The sequence below is a fragment of the Pseudomonas sp. genome, assembly GCF_050739655.1.
Lineage (GTDB): Bacteria > Pseudomonadota > Gammaproteobacteria > Pseudomonadales > Pseudomonadaceae > Aquipseudomonas.
In genome coordinates, this window is the sequence record NZ_JBOIBY010000480.1 from 18,308 (window position 1) to 35,722 (window position 17,415).

General features: G+C 60.2%; 12 protein-coding genes and 3 pseudogenes. 10 read left to right on the forward strand and 5 right to left on the reverse strand.

The features are described 5' to 3' along the window. Window positions 1-81: 81 nt before the first annotated feature. The 4 genes and pseudogenes from ACRESJ_RS23135 to ACRESJ_RS23150 form a co-directional block, all read right to left on the reverse strand. A complete protein-coding gene (locus ACRESJ_RS23135; RefSeq protein WP_431759984.1) occupies window positions 82-621 on the reverse strand; it encodes a DsbA family protein in 540 nt (179 codons plus the stop codon). 17 nt (window positions 622-638) lie between these two features. Then, window positions 639-1,028 carry a redoxin domain-containing protein gene (locus ACRESJ_RS23140; RefSeq protein WP_431759985.1) on the reverse strand — a complete coding sequence of 130 codons (390 nt, stop codon included), beginning with the start codon at window positions 1,026-1,028 and terminating at the stop codon, window positions 639-641. After that, entirely contained in the window at window positions 1,025-1,174 is a 150-nt protein-coding gene (locus ACRESJ_RS23145) for a hypothetical protein (protein WP_431759986.1), read from the reverse strand. The genes ACRESJ_RS23140 and ACRESJ_RS23145 overlap by 4 nt, the downstream gene beginning before the upstream one ends. An 11-nt stretch (window positions 1,175-1,185) precedes the next feature. Further along, window positions 1,186-1,516: pseudogene (locus tag ACRESJ_RS23150) on the reverse strand (TolC family protein); the annotation flags it as partial. Window positions 1,517-1,691: 175 nt separating this feature from the next. Here ACRESJ_RS23150 and ACRESJ_RS23155 point away from each other — a divergent pair. Both ACRESJ_RS23155 and ACRESJ_RS23160 read left to right on the forward strand, forming a co-directional pair. Next, window positions 1,692-1,994: a putative quinol monooxygenase gene (locus tag ACRESJ_RS23155; protein WP_431759987.1), complete on the forward strand. Its 303-nt coding sequence runs from the start codon at window positions 1,692-1,694 to the stop codon at window positions 1,992-1,994. A gap of 454 nt (window positions 1,995-2,448) precedes the next feature. Beyond that, window positions 2,449-5,111 (forward strand): annotated as a pseudogene (locus tag ACRESJ_RS23160) (excinuclease ABC subunit A). A gap of 339 nt (window positions 5,112-5,450) precedes the next feature. Here ACRESJ_RS23160 and ACRESJ_RS23165 read toward each other — a convergent pair. Continuing rightward, window positions 5,451-5,668: pseudogene (locus tag ACRESJ_RS23165) on the reverse strand (alpha-hydroxy-acid oxidizing protein); the annotation flags it as partial. A 497-nt stretch (window positions 5,669-6,165) separates the two neighbouring features. On the opposite strand from ACRESJ_RS23165, the gene ACRESJ_RS23170 reads away from it, so the two are divergent. From ACRESJ_RS23170 to ACRESJ_RS23205, 8 genes are all read left to right on the forward strand, one after another. Continuing rightward, window positions 6,166-8,376 (forward strand): putative bifunctional diguanylate cyclase/phosphodiesterase, encoded by a 2,211-nt coding sequence (locus tag ACRESJ_RS23170; protein WP_431759988.1) that lies wholly within the window; start codon window positions 6,166-6,168, stop codon window positions 8,374-8,376. Between the two features lie 162 nt (window positions 8,377-8,538). Beyond that, entirely contained in the window at window positions 8,539-11,538 is a 3,000-nt protein-coding gene (locus ACRESJ_RS23175; protein WP_017737799.1) for a xanthine dehydrogenase family protein molybdopterin-binding subunit, read from the forward strand. After that, a complete protein-coding gene (locus ACRESJ_RS23180; RefSeq protein ID WP_431759989.1) occupies window positions 11,535-12,341 on the forward strand; it encodes an FAD binding domain-containing protein in 807 nt (268 codons plus the stop codon). Before ACRESJ_RS23175 ends, ACRESJ_RS23180 begins: the two co-directional genes overlap by 4 nt. Window positions 12,342-12,343: 2 nt before the next feature. Next, entirely contained in the window at window positions 12,344-12,844 is a 501-nt protein-coding gene (locus ACRESJ_RS23185) for a (2Fe-2S)-binding protein (protein ID WP_008060977.1), read from the forward strand. Between the two features lie 5 nt (window positions 12,845-12,849). Further along, window positions 12,850-14,388: an AMP-binding protein gene (locus ACRESJ_RS23190; protein ID WP_034113328.1), complete on the forward strand. Its 1,539-nt coding sequence runs from the start codon at window positions 12,850-12,852 to the stop codon at window positions 14,386-14,388. Between the two features lie 19 nt (window positions 14,389-14,407). Continuing rightward, complete coding sequence (locus tag ACRESJ_RS23195; RefSeq protein ID WP_052229556.1) at window positions 14,408-15,211, forward strand: enoyl-CoA hydratase/isomerase family protein; 804 nt, start codon at window positions 14,408-14,410, stop codon at window positions 15,209-15,211. A gap of 194 nt (window positions 15,212-15,405) precedes the next feature. Further along, entirely contained in the window at window positions 15,406-15,771 is a 366-nt protein-coding gene (locus ACRESJ_RS23200) for a hypothetical protein (protein WP_017737795.1), read from the forward strand. Then, window positions 15,759-17,192, forward strand: a complete 1,434-nt coding sequence (locus tag ACRESJ_RS23205; protein WP_431759990.1) for a UbiD family decarboxylase — start codon at window positions 15,759-15,761, stop codon at window positions 17,190-17,192. The genes ACRESJ_RS23200 and ACRESJ_RS23205 overlap by 13 nt, the downstream gene beginning before the upstream one ends. The last annotated feature ends 223 nt before the right edge of the window (window positions 17,193-17,415 follow it).

Consider the following 17,415-nt stretch of genomic DNA (forward strand, 5'->3'; position numbering starts at 1 on the left):
GCCAGATTGAACGCTGCTATTTTCAAGCCCTCTCGTTCGCCCTCGGCTACGGTGTGGGTGATGCCAAGCCGATGTCGCTCTCTAGCGATTTCGTCCACGCACTAACGAAAGCTCAATCATCTGACTCATCTCGGTGAACTCTGGAACCCCGTCATAGCGAAGCCCGACAATGTAAAACGCTGGGGTGCCATTCACGCCGCTGCGTACACCGCCATTAAAATCGGATTGTATTTTGGGTATGTAAGTATCGTCTTGCATAGCAAGATCGAGTTCTTCGCTGGAGAGGCCGTGTTTTAGAACGATGGCCCGAAACAGCGGCAGGCCCAATCGATCCTGATTTTCATACAATTCGTCGTGAGCCTCCCAGAAAAATCCTCGACTCCCGGCATACTCAGCGGTGACAGCTGCACCCAGCGCATGCGGGTGAGCGGTGGTCAGTGGAAAGTTACGGAACACGAACTGCAAATCATCGCGAAAATGCTGTTGTAGCTTTTTGACCACCCAATACGCTTCACCGCAATAGGGACATTGATAGTCACCAAATTCCACCAGTGTGACCTTGGCTTGCGCACTTCCCTGGCGATGGTCGGTTGCACTTACCGGGACTTTGAGATTGGCCATGTGATCACCTATTAATGTTAGGTTGGCGTGCTTTGTGATGAATTCGCCAGATCATCCAGCGCATCCAGAATGCCGTCCGCCCCGGGATTGATTGCCATCGGGGAGACGTAGCTCCAGGCGACCACTCCCTCCTTGTCAATCACGAACAGCGCCCGCTTACAAACCCCCAGGTGGGACTCGTACGCCCCATACTGTCGTGCCACAGCCCCTTTGGGCTCGAAATCGGCCAGCAGGCTGAAGTGAAAATTCCGATCTTTGGCAAAGGCCTGATGACACCAGGCGCTGTCAACTGAGATACCCAGTAGCGCCGCACCGTATTCTCTGAATGTGGGTAGCAACTGGTTGTACAAAGTCAGTTGGTCACCGCACACCGAAGTCCAGTCAGCGGGATAAAACGCCAGTATCACGTGTTTCCCTTTAGCTCGCGCAGCGGCAACTGTTGATCAGGGGTTGCGTACAGAGTGAAGTCGGGCGCGACAGTGCCGGCCGGCAGCGGCCCTTGAACCAGGTCGTCATTCGTTTCTTTTGAAACATCCAATTCTGAAGTGTGCATTGCTTGAGCCCTTATTGATGGGCGGTTGGGGTCTGCTCAGCGGGATCGACTTGCCCGGAGGGATAACTCCATCCACCGCCATGTGATTTATAAATGGCGACGATGCCTCGACACCCCTCTATCTCAGCGTGAGTTTGATTGTCTTCGGCTGCGAGCCGTTCGTGTTCCGCATTAAGGAACAAAAGGAGATCCGCCGTGTATTCGCGGAATTGGATTGAGGGCCAAGTGTGTAGCAGAACCGCAGGATTCGCTCTGGCTCATCGATGACTATAGTCGTTGGTGACGCTTACCGTAGTCGCTGAACGAATTTTCGGTATCCTCCAGTGCCAGCAACACTTCGCGCGCTTATCTTGCTGCCAATTTAGGCAACTTTTTTACCCGATGGTTTGGCACCTGACTCGACGCTACCCCTCATCCCCGCCACGCTGGAGCTGGGCGGCATATCGGCGAATATTGCGTTGGGCTTACTGGAAAGCATGGCGCATGATGATGTAGTCCTAACAACAGGAGGCACGTCATGGTCAACGTAGCGTTGTTCGTTCGTCTGGAAGCAAAGCCCGGGAAAGAGAAAGATGTAGAGAGCTTTCTCTTGGGTGGCCTTCCAATAGTGGAGGAAGAACCAGCCACTACGGCTTGGTTCGCCATCCGCTTGGGGCCGTCCACCTTTGGCATCTTTGACGCCTTCCCGGATGAAGCAGGCCGGCAGGCTCATCTTTCAGGCAAGGTCGCAGCGGCGCTTATGGCCAAGGCTGCCGAGCTGTTTGCCACACCGCCGTCAATCGAGAAGGTTGACGTCCTCGCGGCCAAGCTACCCGGCTAAGCAAGTCCAGTAAGGCGCTCCAACCAACACTCCTGCCGCCACTTTGCAGCGTCAGAGGCGCGGCTGAGTTTGGACGTGTAGCGATGCCAACTGGGATAAAGCCGTGGAGGGGGGGCTGGCGATCCTGCTTAAGCCCGTATCCACACCACTGTGCAAGCCGAATTGCCCGATGCCCTGTGTTGGGATATGGAGCCGGACGCAGCACCGAAACCCATCAAAGCGCGAGCCTGACTCCGGTTTTCTACATCTTCCAGCAACGAATCCACCAGCGCCTGGCACATCTACAGCGAATGTTCGGTCGCTGGATTGACAGCGACAGGCGAAAGGTTCCCGGGGCAGGGCAGGGGATTCAACGCGGGCGCCGAACTTGCAACACTAAACTCCGGTCAACATGAGCGTTCGGCCTACCCGGATCATCAGCACGTTGCCATCACGAACAGCGGGACGGGAACCCATGCCAAACCCTTCATTCGGTGAATCCTCCTGCAACACTGCGGCCAGCGGCCTGGTGGAAGTGCGCGGCGCGCGGGAAAACAATCTCAAGGACGTCGATGTCGCCATTCCACGCAATGCGCTCGTGGTGTTTTCCGGTGTGTCGGGTTCCGGCAAGTCCTCGCTTGCCTTCGGCACGATCTATGCCGAGGCGCAGCGGCGCTACTTCGAGTCGGTTGCCCCCTATGCGCGGCGATTGATCGACCAGGCGGGCGTTCCGGATGTCGATGCGATCGACGGCCTGCCGCCAGCGGTCGCATTGCAGCAACAGCGTGGGGCGAGCAATGCGCGCTCTTCCGTAGGCAGTGTGACCACGCTGTCCAGTTTCATACGCATGATGTACTCGCGTGCCGGCGCCTATCCCGCCCATCAACCGATGTTGTACGCAGAGGACTTTTCGCCAAACACGCCGCAAGGGGCATGTCCGGCGTGTCATGGCCTGGGCCACGTGTACGAGGTGACGGAGGCGAGCATGGTACCCGACCCGTCGCTTAGCATACGTGATCGGGCCATCGCCGCCTGGCCACCGGCCTGGCATGGTCAGAACCTGCGCGACATCCTGGTCACCATGGGCTACGACGTCGACCGCCCCTGGAAGGACCTGTCCAGGAAAGACCGTGACTGGATCCTGTTCACCGAGGAGACGCCCACGGTACCCGTCTACGCGGGCTTCACACCTGCCCAAACCCGTGACGCACTCAAGCGCAAGCTCGATCCCAGCTACATGGGGACCTTCACCGGCGCGCGACGCTATGTGCTGCACACCTTTGCCAATACCCAGAGCGCATTGATGAGAAAGCGCGTGTCGCGCTACATGGAAGACAAGCCATGTCCGACCTGCCACGGCAAGCGGCTCAAGGCCGAGGCGCTGTCGGTCACCTTTGCCGGGGTGGACATCGGCGAGTTTATGCAAATGCCGCTGGACCGCCTGGCTGCACTGCTCGAGCCCATCGCCCAGGGCGATTTTCGCGCGCACGCAGCCGGGGAGGGCACCGACCTGGCCGCGACCCGTCGTGATCGATCCGAACGCGCCGCGCGCGGTCGTGCGGTGCATGCCGAATCGCCTGACGTGCGCCGGACCTCGGCGCTCTCGGAGGAGAAGCGCCTTGCCGCGCAGCGCCTGGTCGGGGGTGTGATGGCGCGACTGCGCCAGCTGCGCGGATTGGGCCTGGGTTACCTCACCCTGGATCGGGCCACCCCGACGCTGTCGGCTGGCGAGCTGCAACGCTTGCGCTTGCCACGCAACTGAGCTCCATGCTGTTTGGCGTGGTGTATGTGCTCGACGAACCCTCAGCAGGCCTGCACCCCTCAGACAGCCAGTCGCTGTACGACGCTCTGGACAAGCTGCGCGATGCCGGCAATTCGGTGTTCGTGGTGGAACACGACCTCGACTTGATGCGCCGCGCGCAATGGCTGGTGGATGTGGGGCCGGATGCGGGAGAGCGGGGCGGCCATGTGCTTTACAGCGGTGTGCCGCAAGGGCTGCGTGAGATTGCCGAGTCGCGCACCGCACGTTATCTGTTCGATGAAATCCCCGCGCCGGCTAGCCGTGGGCGCGAACCCGCCGGCTGGCTGGAGTTGCGAGGTATTCGGCGGCACAACCTGCATGGCGTGGATGCCAACATCCCGCTCGGCGTGCTGACGGCGGTGACCGGCATCTCGGGTTCGGGCAAATCCAGCCTGGCCGCTCAGGCCTTGCCGGAACTGTTGTTGTTGCACCTGGGGCACGAGCCCGAGGACGATGCGGCCGAAAACGCCAGCAGCGAAGGGCCGGCGATGATCGAAGTCACCGGTGGCCACCTTGCAGGCGATGTGGAGGTGATCCAGCGCCTGGTCCAGGTCGACCAGAAGCCGATTGGCCGCACGCCACGTTCCAACCTGGCCACCTACACCGGTCTGTTCGATCACGTGCGAAAACTGTTTGCCGCGACGCCGGACGCGCGCCGTCGTCGCTTCGACGCCGGTCGGTTTTCCTTCAACGTGTCGAAGGGGCGCTGCGAGACGTGCGAAGGCGAGGGTTTCGTCAGCGTTGAGCTGCTGTTCATGCCCAGCGTCTACGCACCCTGTCCCACGTGCCATGGCGCGCGCTATAACGAGGCTACGCTCGCCGTGCGCTGGAATGGGAGCAACATCGCCGATGTGCTGAACATGACGGTGGAAGAAGCCCAGGACTTCTTTGCGAGCCAGGACGCCATCGCGCGGCCGTTGCAGCTACTGCGGGACATCGGGCTGGGTTATCTGCGCCTTGGGCAGCCCGCCACGGAGTTGTCGGGGGGCGAAGCGCAACGCATCAAGCTCGCCACGGAGCTTCAGCGAAGCCAGCGAGGTCGCAGCCTGTATGTGCTCGACGAGCCGACTACCGGCCTGCACGCGTCGGATGTCGACCGCTTGCTGGTACAATTGCAGCGCCTGGTCGATGCTGGCAATACCGTAGTGATGATCGAGCACGACATGCGCGCGGTGACCCAGGCCGACTGGGTAGTCGACGTCGGGCCCGGCGCGGGAGAGGCGGGCGGCCGGATCGTGGCGGTCGGCACGCCTCGGCAGGTAGCGGTCGCGCCAACAAGCCAGACAGCTCCCTTCATGGCTGAGGCGCTCAGGCGCGTGCCACAGTCAGTCGACTGATCGCACAAGACCGACCTTGTTCTCGTTACGATCGCAAGGTTGGTACGCGTACTCCGCTTGAATCGAAAATGGCACTTCACAGCCGGCCGCTACCGACCGATTCTATTGAAAAAGTTGGTCCTTCCAAACTGCCGGTTCATCGACTGGTGAAAACGTCTTTTTTGCACGCTGGTACGTGAATTCCGAGTCCGCAAGCCTCTGCCGAAGGTAAAGATCTCAATCTCGGACGCGTACTTTTCTGATGCGCAAGCCACGGTTACGTGTGAAAAACCCACGGGGGCAGCCAGGCCTGATAGATTTAAAAAGTCAATTTTCATAGTCTTCTCTTCGCAGTGCCGTTCAAAAAGTGCCAGGGACCAGAATTGTTCGATCGACGTTTCTGATATCGGTGTGACCGCATGCGCCATCGACACATCCAGCTCCTTGTGCAGGATCTGCAACGCCTTACTGACACCTGACTCGCCCATTGCGCCGAGTTCGTAGACCATGGCGCGAGCTATCAATGTGCCGCCTGCGCCAAGAGCCCATGCGTTGAGCACATCCTGGCCGCTACGAATGATCTGGCGTGTTGCTGGGGCGGTTTAGCTCACCAGGAAGGGACATCGTACCCTGATCAGGCTACGAAGCCGGACAGCTACTGGCCTTGGAAATCGAAACGGGATCTAGCGTTTTTAAACACTCTGTGCCGATTGCTGCCGATCAATCCGAGCCGGAGTCGACCTGAAACAAGCGCTCCGCGTGCGCCACAAAACTTTAAGTGATTCAGTATTGAAGAGTCTGACTTAGGACGGCATTAGGTGGACTGTGGCGACGTACGCTGCAAAAGACATAATCGATTTGGCCAGAGGGTGCTCCTAGGTCGAGCGAGTCGAGAAAGCGAAGTCAGCCAATCGGCGGCAATCTGATACTGTATTTTATGTTGGATCTGAACCTTTTTTTAGCTGGTCGGTGCTCTATAGAGTGCGCGTCCGACGCACTAGTGGACAGTGATCGGCAGCCCACTATTTCTGGCTCTCTGATGACCGGACGACCTCGAGAGTCTTCAGGAATCACCATGAATACTCGTCCCAGCTCTCACAGCAAGACCTTCCCCAAGTCGCAACGTGACATTCTCGGTATGATCGCGACCGATCATCATCTGGTCGACATACTTTGCGCCATCTGCCAGATGCTTGACGATCAGGCCCCCGAAACCTTCTGTTCTATCCTGCTCACTGATGCCGAGGGCAAACGCTTGCTGAGCGGCGCGGCGCCCAGCCTGCCGGTCGAATACAGTGACGCGATTCATGGAATGGCCATTGGTCCACACGAAGGAACCTGCGGCACCGCAGCGTTCCGGCGCGAGCTTGTGGTTACCGAAGACATCGCCCGGGACCCAAACTGGGAGCGTTTCCGCAGCCTGGCGCTGGGGCATAACCTGCGTTCCTGCTGGTCGGTGCCTTTGCTCTCCCATCAAGGAAGCGTGTTGGGTACATTTGCCCTGTACAAGAACCGAACCCACGCACCGGATGAGGCGCAGATTCAACGACTGGCCTGCGCAGCCCAACTGGCAGTCCTCGCGATCCGCCATGAGCGTGATGGCCAACGACTGGAGGAAAGCGAACAACGTTTTCGTTCCTTGTTCACCTACAACCCCCATCCAGTGTTCGCCCTCGATCTGGCCGGCAACATCCAGAGTGTGAATCCGGCGGGCCTGAAGCTGAAACCGCACACCGCGAGCGATTTCATTGGTCATCACTTCTCCCATCTGGTACTCGAAGAAGACCTGGAACGGGTCAGTCAGCATTTTTCCGCAGCCCGCGCCGGAGATTCTCAGCGTTTCGAGGCACGGGTTCTCGACGAGAGTGACAATCTGCTGACCATGGACATCTCTAATCTGCCGATCATGGTCAACGGAGAAATCGTCGGGGTGTTTGGTATTGCCCGGGACATCAGCGAGCAGAAGCATTACGAGCGCCAGTTGAGCTTCAACGCCAGCCATGACCGGCTGACCGGCTTGCTTAACCGTGTTTCGCTTGAAGACCGGCTTGTTCTGGTTTGTCACATCAGTCGTCGGCGCAAGCGTCGTCTGGCGGTGATGTGCATTGATCTGGATGGATTTAAGTCCATCAACGATTCGATCGGGCACTACTTCGGTGATCAGGTGCTGATCGAGGTGGCGCAGCGTATGACCCAGCAGGTTCGTCCCGGCGATACCATCGTGCGCATGGGCGGTGACGAATTTATCGTTCTGCTCCCGGACCTGCTTCGTGATGAAGACGTTGTACCGGTGGCCAAGCGATTGATGGTCAGCATTGCCAGACCCTACTGCATCCAGGGCATTGACCTGCACGTGAGTGCAAGTGTCGGCATCACCCTGAGCGATGGTCACATCGAGCAGCCGATGCAACTGATCCAGCAGGCTGACATGGCCATGTACAAAGCCAAGCAACAAGGGCGCAACAACTTTCAGTGGTACACCAGCGATCTTAATCAGCGTGTTTGCGAGCACGCGAGCCTGCGCAATGACCTGCAAAAGGCTATCGAAACTCAGTCGCTCAAGCTGCATTATCAACCGCAGATAGAAGCACGCACGGGGCGGGTGGTCGGGATCGAAGCGTTGCTGCGCTGGGAGCATCCTGAAAAAGGATTTATCTCACCCGCTGTGTTTGTGCCGGTGGCAGAGGACAGTGGTCAGATTATCCCGCTGAGCCTTTGGGTACTCGATACGGCCTGCGCGCACTTGCGCCAGTTAGGCGAGCAGGGCATCACCGGCATCTCGATGGCGGTGAATATTTCGCCGATGCATTTTCAGCGTGGCAATTTCGTCCAGTGTGTCCAAGCCACCCTGGAGAAACATGGTCTGCGTGGTGAGCAGTTAGAGCTGGAGATCACCGAGTCGCTTCTGTTGCATAGCGCTGAACAGGCGATCGATACGTTGCACCGGCTCAAGGCGTTGGGGGTGCGCATTGCGCTCGATGATTTCGGCACCGGCTTTTCCAGCCTCAGTTATCTCAAGCGTTTGCCCATCCACAAGATCAAGATTGATCGCTCGTTCATCCAGGAAATCGCCACCGACCCTCACGATGCAGCGATCACCCAAGGCATTATTTCCATGGCCCATCACCTCAGCCTGACGGTGGTCGCCGAAGGCGTGGAAACGGCGTCTCAGGTGGATTTCCTGAAGGGCAGTCGCTGCGATATTTTTCAGGGGTATTACTTTGCCAAACCAATGCCCTACGCAGAAATCGAAGCTTTCCTGAGCCATCCCGCGTCCCTTCCCTGAGCGGCCATTCTGTCGGGTCCCAGTCCTGTAAATCAGACGCTAAGGCAAATTGTCAGACTCCAACGCAGAACTCCCTCTCCCCAGGCAAGGCGCTCCCTGCGCCTTTCTCACACACTCGGCTCTAACGCTATCGCGCTGCATAACAACAAGAGCCGCGAAAAAATGACTAGTTTCCAACCTGCTACCGAAAATCAGACCGGCCACATCGGCGCCCGTCAGGCCCGTGTCGAGGACGCCGCATTGTTGCGCGGTCTCGGCTGCTATGCCGATGACGCTGCGATCCCGCCGGGGACGCTCCATGCGGCGATCATCCGTTCACCCCACGCTCATGCGCGGATCACCTCGGTGGACTTTTCCAGTGCGCTGCTGATGAAAGGCGTGCACGGCGTGCTGGTCGGCGAAGACGTCAAACGCTGGGCGCTGCCATTTCCGGTGGGTGTACGTCAGCCGATGGAGCACTGGTGCGTCGCCGTCGACAAAGTGCGCTACGTTGGAGAGCCGGTGGCCGTGGTGATCGCCGAGAGCCGCTATCTGGCCGAAGACGCCATCGAAGGTGTGCGCGTTGAATACGAGCCGCTGCCCCCGATCATCGATCCAGAACGGGCCACCGCCGAACAGGCGCCTATCCTGCACGAAGCCGTCGGCAGCAACGTGGTCAACGAACGACGCTTTCGTTATGGCGAGCCGGAGCAGGCCTTCGAGCAGGCGCCGCACAAGGTCTCGCTCAAAGTGAAGTTTCCGCGCAGTTCCTGCACACCCATTGAATGCTATGTGGTGTTGGCTCAGTACGAGCGCGCCACCGGCATTTATGACGTGCTGGCCAATTTCCAGGGCCCCTATGCATTACACACGGTCATGGCCCGGGCTCTGAATGTGCCTGGCAACCGCTTGCGTTTGCGCACACCGAAAGATTCCGGTGGCAGCTTTGGCATCAAGCAAGGGGTTTTCCCTTACGTGGTGATGATGGGGCTGGCGTCACGCAAGGTCGGCGCACCGGTGAAGTGGGTCGAGGACCGTCTGGAACATCTTCAGGGGGCTTCTTCGGCGACCAATCGGGTGACCGAAATTGAAGCGGCGGTAGAAGCAGACGGGCGCATCACCGCTTTGCGTTATGACCAGATCGACGATTGTGGTGCCTACCTTAGAGCGCCTGAACCGGCGACTTTCTACCGCATGCACGGCAACCTGACGGGTGCCTATGCGATCCGCAATCTGCAAGTGCGCAACCGCGTGGTGCTGACCAACAAAACCCCTTCCGGCCTGAACCGTGGTTTCGGTGGCCCGCAGGTATATTTCGCCCTGGAGCGGCTGCTGCAACATATCGCCGTGCAGTTGAAGCTTGATCCGTTGGACGTGATCCGCCGCAACCTGGTGCCGGCCGATGCCTTCCCATATCGCGCGGCCGCCGGTGCGTTGCTCGATTCCGGCAACTACCAAGCTGGCATTGCCTTGGCGGCGGCTGACGGTGGACTCGACGAGTTGCTCAAACGTCGTGATCAGGCGCGGGCCGAAGGTCGAATCTATGGCATTGGCTATGCCGCCGTCATTGAACCCTCGATTTCCAACATGGGTTACATCACCACCGCGATGACACCCGAAGAGCGGCGCAAGGCCGGTCCGAAAAACGGTGCTGTCGCCACCGCAACCATCAACGTCGGCCCGTTGGGTGACGTCAGTGTGCATGTGTCCTCGGCACCGCAAGGGCAGGGCCATCAAACCACCGTCGCTCAGGTCGTCGCCGAAGTGCTTGGGGTTGCATTGGAATCCATCGTGGTCAACGTCGAGCTGGATACTCAGAAGGACGCTTGGTCGATTGCCTCGGGCAACTATTCCAGCCGTTTCGCCGGCGCTGTGGCCGGTGCCGTCTATAAGGCCGCGCTGAAGATCCGCGATCGCCTCGCCGTGATTGCCGGCGAGCAATTGCAGGCCAGTCCCGAAGATATTCGTTTCGCCGGCGGCAAGATTTTTGTGGTCAATGGCGGGGCGGTGGCGCCATTCCATCGGATTGCCGGTGCGACCCACTGGTCGCCGGGCCTGCTACCGGAAGGTGAAAGTGGCGGTCTGCGCGAAACCGCGTTCTGGAGCCCGCCGCAATTGGTGGCCCCGGACGACCAGGACCAGGTCAATAGCTCGCTGTGCTACGGCTTTGTCTTCGACATCTGTGGTCTGGAAATCGACCGCATGACCGGCGAGATCCACATCGATCGCTACGTCACCTGCCATGACGCCGGCCGCCTGCTCAACCCCGCGCTGGTCGACGGCCAGATTCGTGGTGGCTTCACCCAAGGCCTCGGCGCGGCGCTGATGGAAGAATTCGCCTACGGTGAGGACGGCAGCTTCCTCTCCGGGACCTTCGCCGATTATCTGGTGCCAACCGCACCGGAAGTGATCGAACCGGTGATCCTGCACATGGAAACGCCATCGCCCTTCACCCCGCTGGGCGCCAAGGGTGTGGGCGAGGGCAACAACATGAGCACGCCGGTGTGCATCGCCAACGCGGTGGCCGACGCCCTCGGTCGCTCGGACATCCGTCTGCCACTGACACCATCGAAAGTACGCACGCTCATCGGGATCGACGAGCCCCCTCGGCCCGCCGGTATGGAGCCCGACGAAGACCTGGACGCAGCACCTGCCGGTGGACCCGCGTTGCGGGCCAACGACTCGGTGGTGATTCCTGCTTCGCCGCAACAGGTCTTCGATACCTTGCTCGACCCGCAGACGCTGGCGGCGATCATTCCCGGTTGCCACGACCTCGTGCTTGAAGGCGAGAACCGATACCGCGCAGACGTCACCGTCGGCGTCGGCATGATCCGTGCGCGCTTCGAGGCCAAGGTGGCCCTGAGTGATCTGGACCCACCGCATTCATTGCGTCTGTCCGGTTCCGGCAGCAGTTCCATGGGCTCGGCCCAGGGCCAGGCCAAGGTGCGTTTCGTCGAGCTGGAAAATGGCCACACACGTCTGGAATACCAATACCAGGTGGCGGTCAGCGGCAAAGTCGCCGCGGTCGGCGGCCGAATGTTGCAAGGGGCCTCGAAAGTGATCATCGGACAAATCTTTACTCGTCTGTCACAACGGGTCAGCGGCCAAGCCATCTCCACCGGCTGGTGGGCGCGGCTGCGTGCCTCGCTTGGCGCGCTGTTTGGCAAGGGAGGTGCTCAATGAAACCGGCTGCTTTTGATTACGTTCGGGCTGACACCCGTCGCCAGGTGGTTGAGTTGCTCGCCGAGTACGGCCAGGAGGCTCGCATCATCGCCGGTGGCCAATCGCTGATGGCGGTGCTGAACATGCGCCTGGCTCAACCCAAGTTGCTGATCGATATCAATCATGTGGCCGAGCTGGCCTATATCGAGCTGCGCAAGGATTGCCTGGCGGTAGGTGCCGGGGTGCGACAGGCGCAGTTGCTGGCGCGTTCGACCCTGATGGACGAGGTGCCTTTATTGGCACTGGCGATGCCCTGGATCGGCCACTTCCAGACGCGTAATCGCGGTACGGTCTGCGGTTCGGTGGCTCACGCCGACCCCAGCGCCGAGTTGCCGCTGTGCCTGGTGACACTGGGCGGCGAGATCGTTCTCGAGTCCAAAAAAGGCAAGCGCATCGTCAAGGCCGCCGACTTCTTCCAAGGCATTCTCACCACCGACAAGCGTGCGGATGAGCTGGTCGTCGAGGTGCGTTTTCCGCTCAAGCGCGAAGGCATCACCTATCGCTTCCGCGAAATCGCCATGCGCCACGGCGACTTTGCAATTGTCTCCCTGGCCGCGGCCATCGGGACGGACCAGGTCGAACTCGGCATCGGCGGGGTCGCCGACCGTCCGCAACGTCGCAGCCTGCCACGGGGTGCGGCGCTGCCTGACGCGCTCAATCAAACCGCCTGGTCGCTCGATGCACAAGACGACGTGCACGCCAGCGCCGCCTATCGCCGCCAACTGGTTCGCGAGCTGGGTCATCAGATGATCGAAGGAGTCTGAACATGCGTGTAACTGCCGACCAAACCTTTCCGATTCGCCTGGAACTCAATGGCCGCTCCCGCGAAGCGCTGGCCGAACCGCGGACCCAACTCTGCGACTTCCTGCGCCACGACCTCGGTGCCACCGGCGTCCATGTCGGTTGCGAACACGGTGTCTGCGGCGCCTGCACGGTGCTGGTGGACGGGGTCGCCATGCGTTCCTGCCTGATGCTCGCGGTACAGGGGCACGAGCGGCGTATCGAGACCGTCGAGTCCCTGGCCGACGACGACACACTGAGCGACCTGCAACAAGCCTTTCGCCGTCATCACGCCTTGCAGTGCGGCTTTTGCACTGCGGGCATTCTCATGTCCTGCGTGGATTTCCTCGAACGGGTACCCAACCCGGACGAGACCCAGGTACGCGACATGCTTTCGGGGCATCTATGTCGCTGCACGGGCTACACCGGCATCGTCCAGGCCGTGCTCGAAGTCGCTGCCCAGCGCCAAACGAACAAAGGGGTATAACAATAATGTTCGATCTCGGACGCAGTTTTCTCGCTGCCGTTGAACGCCGACCGCACGCCGTGGCGGTCAGTGACGGTGCGTTGAAGAAAACCTATGAAGACTGGTTCGTCGATATCCAGAGCGCAGCGCGGGGCTTGCAACGCCTTGGGCTGCAACGGGGTGACCGACTGCTGGTAGCGATGCAGAACCGCTGGCAGATGGCGACCCTGCATTGGGCCTGTCAGTTTGCGGGCGTGGTCATGACCCCGTTGAACTGGCGTTCGACTGCCGATGAACTGGGCTACTGCATCGAAGATGCGCAAATCCGCGCACTGGCTTACGACGACGCGACCGTGGCCGCGGTGGCCGGTTGCAGCGCCGCCACCAGGCTGCCACGGATCGCCGCCGGTATCCGTGCCGCCGACACCGACCTGAGTTTCGAGGAGCTGTGTTCGCAGACCCCCTCCGACATCATTTTGCAGGCCGACGCCGAAGACTTTTCACTGCTGCTGTACACCTCCGGAACCACCAGCAAGCCCAAGGGCGTGCCCCGTCGGCACCGTAGTGAACGCGCCGCGGCGGTGGCCCACGTAGCGCAAAACCTCTACCGCCAGAGCGAGTGCACGCTGGGTGTCATGCCGCTTTACCACACCATGGGCGTGCGTTCGTTGCTGTCCATGGCGCTGATCGACGGGCATTTCGTCTGTGTGCCGAAGTTCGACGTGGAAGCCACGCTGCAGGCCATCGAGCGGGAAAAGGTCAGCAACCTGTACCTCGTACCGACGCTCTACCACATGCTCATCGAGCACCCGGCCTTCGCCCGCGAGCGAGTAGCCAGTGTGGAGAAAATCGGCTTTGCCGGCGCGCCGATGAGCGACGGCTTGATGCGTCGCGTCGAGCAGGCGTTCCAGCCGCAGTTGTTCGTCAACCATTACGGCAGCTCGGAAATCTACACCTTCACCATCGACCAGCAGGCCAGTCGCAAACCCGGCTCCTCAGGGCGCAGTGCAATGAACCAGCGCGTGCGCGTGGTACCGATCGATGCTGAAACGGTGGACGTGCAGGCCAACCCATTGGAGGAGGGCCAGATCATCGCCGACCTGGCGAGTGACGAGGCGTTCGAAGGCTACCTGAACCGCCCTGAGGCGAACGCCAAGGCGTTGCGTGACGGATGGTATTTCACCGGTGACATCGGCTACTTCGATCTGGAAGGCGATCTGTTCGTCACGGGTCGTGTCGATGACTTGATCATCACCGGCGGCGAAAACGTCAGCCCGGCGGAAATCGAAAACATGCTCTCTCTGCACCCGGCAGTGGAAGAAGTGGTGGTGGTCGGTCTGCCTGACGAGCAGTGGGGCAAGATCATTGCAGCGTTTATCAAGCTGCGCGCCGAGGTGTCGGAATGCGACCTCGATGCTCATTGCATCGCTTCGGGCCTGGCCAAATTCAAGCGGCCACGGCGTTACCAGTTCATCGATCAGATTCCCAAATCTCCAGTTGGCAAGGTGCTGCGGCGCGTGCTGCTGGCCCAATTTCAGGAACAGGCCTTGAAGGCCATCAGCTAATCATCCAGAGGACACTCCAATGCAACAACAAGCGATCCAGCAATTTCTCGACACTCAGTTCGATGGCTTCCAGGTTGAAGTCGATGTGTCCCGCGAGCGCGCTGACATCATCCTCAACCGGGCGCCGTTGAACGTCATTTCCATGGGGCAGCGCGATCAACTGCGCCTGGTCTTCGAAGCCCTCGATGCACACAAAGATGTGCGCGTCATCGTGCTGCGCTCGGTGGGTGAACACTTCTCCAGCGGTGGCGACATCAAGGGTTTCCTTGAAGCTTCGCCGGAGCACGTTTCGAAGCTGGCCTGGAACGTTGCGGCACCGGCACGTTGCGAAAAACCGGTAATCGTCGCCAACCGTGGTTACACCTTCGGCGTCGGTTTTGAATTGTCCCTGGCCTGCGATTTCCGCGTTGCTTCGCAAACCACGCGCTACGCCTTGCCGGAGCAGAACCTGGGTCAGATCCCAGGCTCGGGAGGCTCCGCACGCCTGCAGAAAATCATCGGCATCACCCGCACCAAACACATGGTGATGCGCGCCAAGCGCATTACGGGCGACCAGGCCTATGCCTGGGGTATTGCTACCGAGGTCGTGCCAGATACCGAACTGGAAAACACCGTCGATGCGCTGGCTGATGAACTGCGGCGCTTCTCGCCGCTGGCTCAGCGCACGGCGAAAAAACTGATCAACGACAACGAAGATGCGCCGCTGACCGTCGCGATCGAAATGGAAGGTCACTGCTACAGCCGCCTGCGCAGCTCCAAGGACTTCAAGGAAGGCGTCGAAGCGTTTCACAGCAAGCGTCCGGCAGTGTTCACCGGCGAGTAAATGCGTACCGGCGAGCAGGCCCGGGAGCATGTCGGCAACGGCGTGCCTCCCTATGGAGCAGGGCCTGCCGCCCCTTCACTGAAACTGATAGGGCGCATCAATATTCGTTAATAGAAAACCCGTTGCGGGGCTCGTAGGGTGAGATCGGCTGCACCGAAATCCGTCCAATAAATATAAAAATCGGAGTTCCACTTATGGCTTCTAGCTGGCTGGTATTAACCATCGTGGCCGCCTACAGGGTGGTCTTGGCGTTGATCAGTTTCTGGGTTCGACGCTCTACACAAAGCGCGAAAAACTTCACCTCCGGAGGCAAGGAATTCCCGGCGGTGATTCCATCGTTGCAGGCCTTTGCGCAATTTTTCGGGCACATGCACGAATGGATGGCCGGGATCGCCGTTGCAGGACTGGCCGGGGCGCTGTTCGGCACCATGGCCGCGCTAACCATGGGCATCGCCACCTTGTTGCTCAAGGACTTCTATCAGCCGTTCTTTAACCCGCCGCCGGGCGACCGGGCATGCCACCAAAACAATAATGACGAGGTAAGGCCATGCAGCCTGTGACCCTTTCCACCCCCGAAGCCGACATGGCCGGGGACTTGCCAGCAGGCGCCAGCCTGCGTGGCTGGCTCGACCATTTGCAGCGCCAGCAGCGTTTGGCAATGATACGTCCCGGCGTGGACCTGCGTTTCGGCGTTGCAGCGATTGCTAATCGTCTGGACGGCAAGAGCGCTTCACTGTTTCCCCAGCCTGGCGGCCACTCGATTGCGGTGGTTTCCGGCCTGCTGTCCGACCGGCAGTGGATGGCCGAGGCGATGGGCGTGGAGTCCGCTGAAGTGTTGGCGCGTTTCGAGGCGGCCAGCCTCAATCCGCTGCCGTGGCGGGAAGTCAGCGATGCAGCTTGTCAGCAAGTGGTGCATCGCGAGATCGACCTGAACAAACTGCTACCAATTCCCACCCACAACGAGTACGACAGCGGCCCTTACATCACCGCTGGCCTGCTGATTACCCGCAACCCGCGCACCGGGGTGCAGAACGTTTCGATTCACCGCTTGCAGGTGAGCAGCCCAAATCGACTGGGTGCATTGCTGCTGCCACGCCATGCGCTGGCCTTCTTTCAGGAAGTCGAGGCGCTGGGTGAGGATCTGGACGTGGCGGTGGTAATTGGTGCTGATCCGCTGACCTTGCTGGCGTCCCAGGCCATCGTGCCGATCGATCACGACGAACTGGAAATCGCCGGCGCTCTGCATGGCCGTCCGCTGGCGGTAACGCGCTGCGTGACCCATCAGATTCGCGTGCCTTCCGACGCCGAGATCGTCATCGAGGGCCGGTTGCTGGCCAAGGCGCGGGAGATGGAAGGGCCGTTCGGCGAGTTTCCGCAGTACTACGGCGAACGCGCCGAGCGACATGTGATCGAAGTCGACGCCGTAACCCATCGTCACAACCCGATCTTTCACACCATCGTCGGCGGCGGCCTGGAACACTTGCTGCTCGGCGGCATCCCGCGCGAAGCGACCATGCTCGCGCACTTGCGCCGCAGTTTTCCGTGCGTGCGTGACGTGCACCTGAGCAAGGGCGGAGTGTGTCGTTATCACCTTTATGTGCAGATCGACAAACGCTCCGAAGGCGAGGGCAAGAACGTCATCCTCGGCGCGCTGGGCGGTCACTACGACATCAAGCATGTCACCGTGGTGGATCTGGATGTGGACATTCATGACCCCACCGAAGTCGAGTGGGCGATTGCCACCCGTTTCCAGGCCGACCGCGACCTGGTGCTGATCCACGAATCCCAGGGCTCGAAACTCGACCCGTCCACCCGTGACGGTGTCGGCTCGAAGATGGGCTATGACGCCACGGTGCCGCTGTCGGCACCGACCATGCGCTTCAAACGAATCCAGGTGCCGGGCCAACAGGAAGTCGAACTCGACAAGCTAGCGCACGCGGCGCCGCAAGACTGGCAACGCGTGCTCCAGACGCACGATTGAACCCGGCGGCCGTTGGTGTTCAGCGGCCTGTTTCCGATAGTTCCAACCAACTCAAGACACGTCTTGCGTGAGGCAACCATGACCACGACAACAACAACAACAACAACTGCATCGCCAACCAGCGCCGCTATCGATACACCGCAGATTCCACCGGGCAAGGCCTTACTGGCGGCATTTGCCTCGACATTCGGCTGGGCGCTGGATTTGTTTGACCTGTTCATTC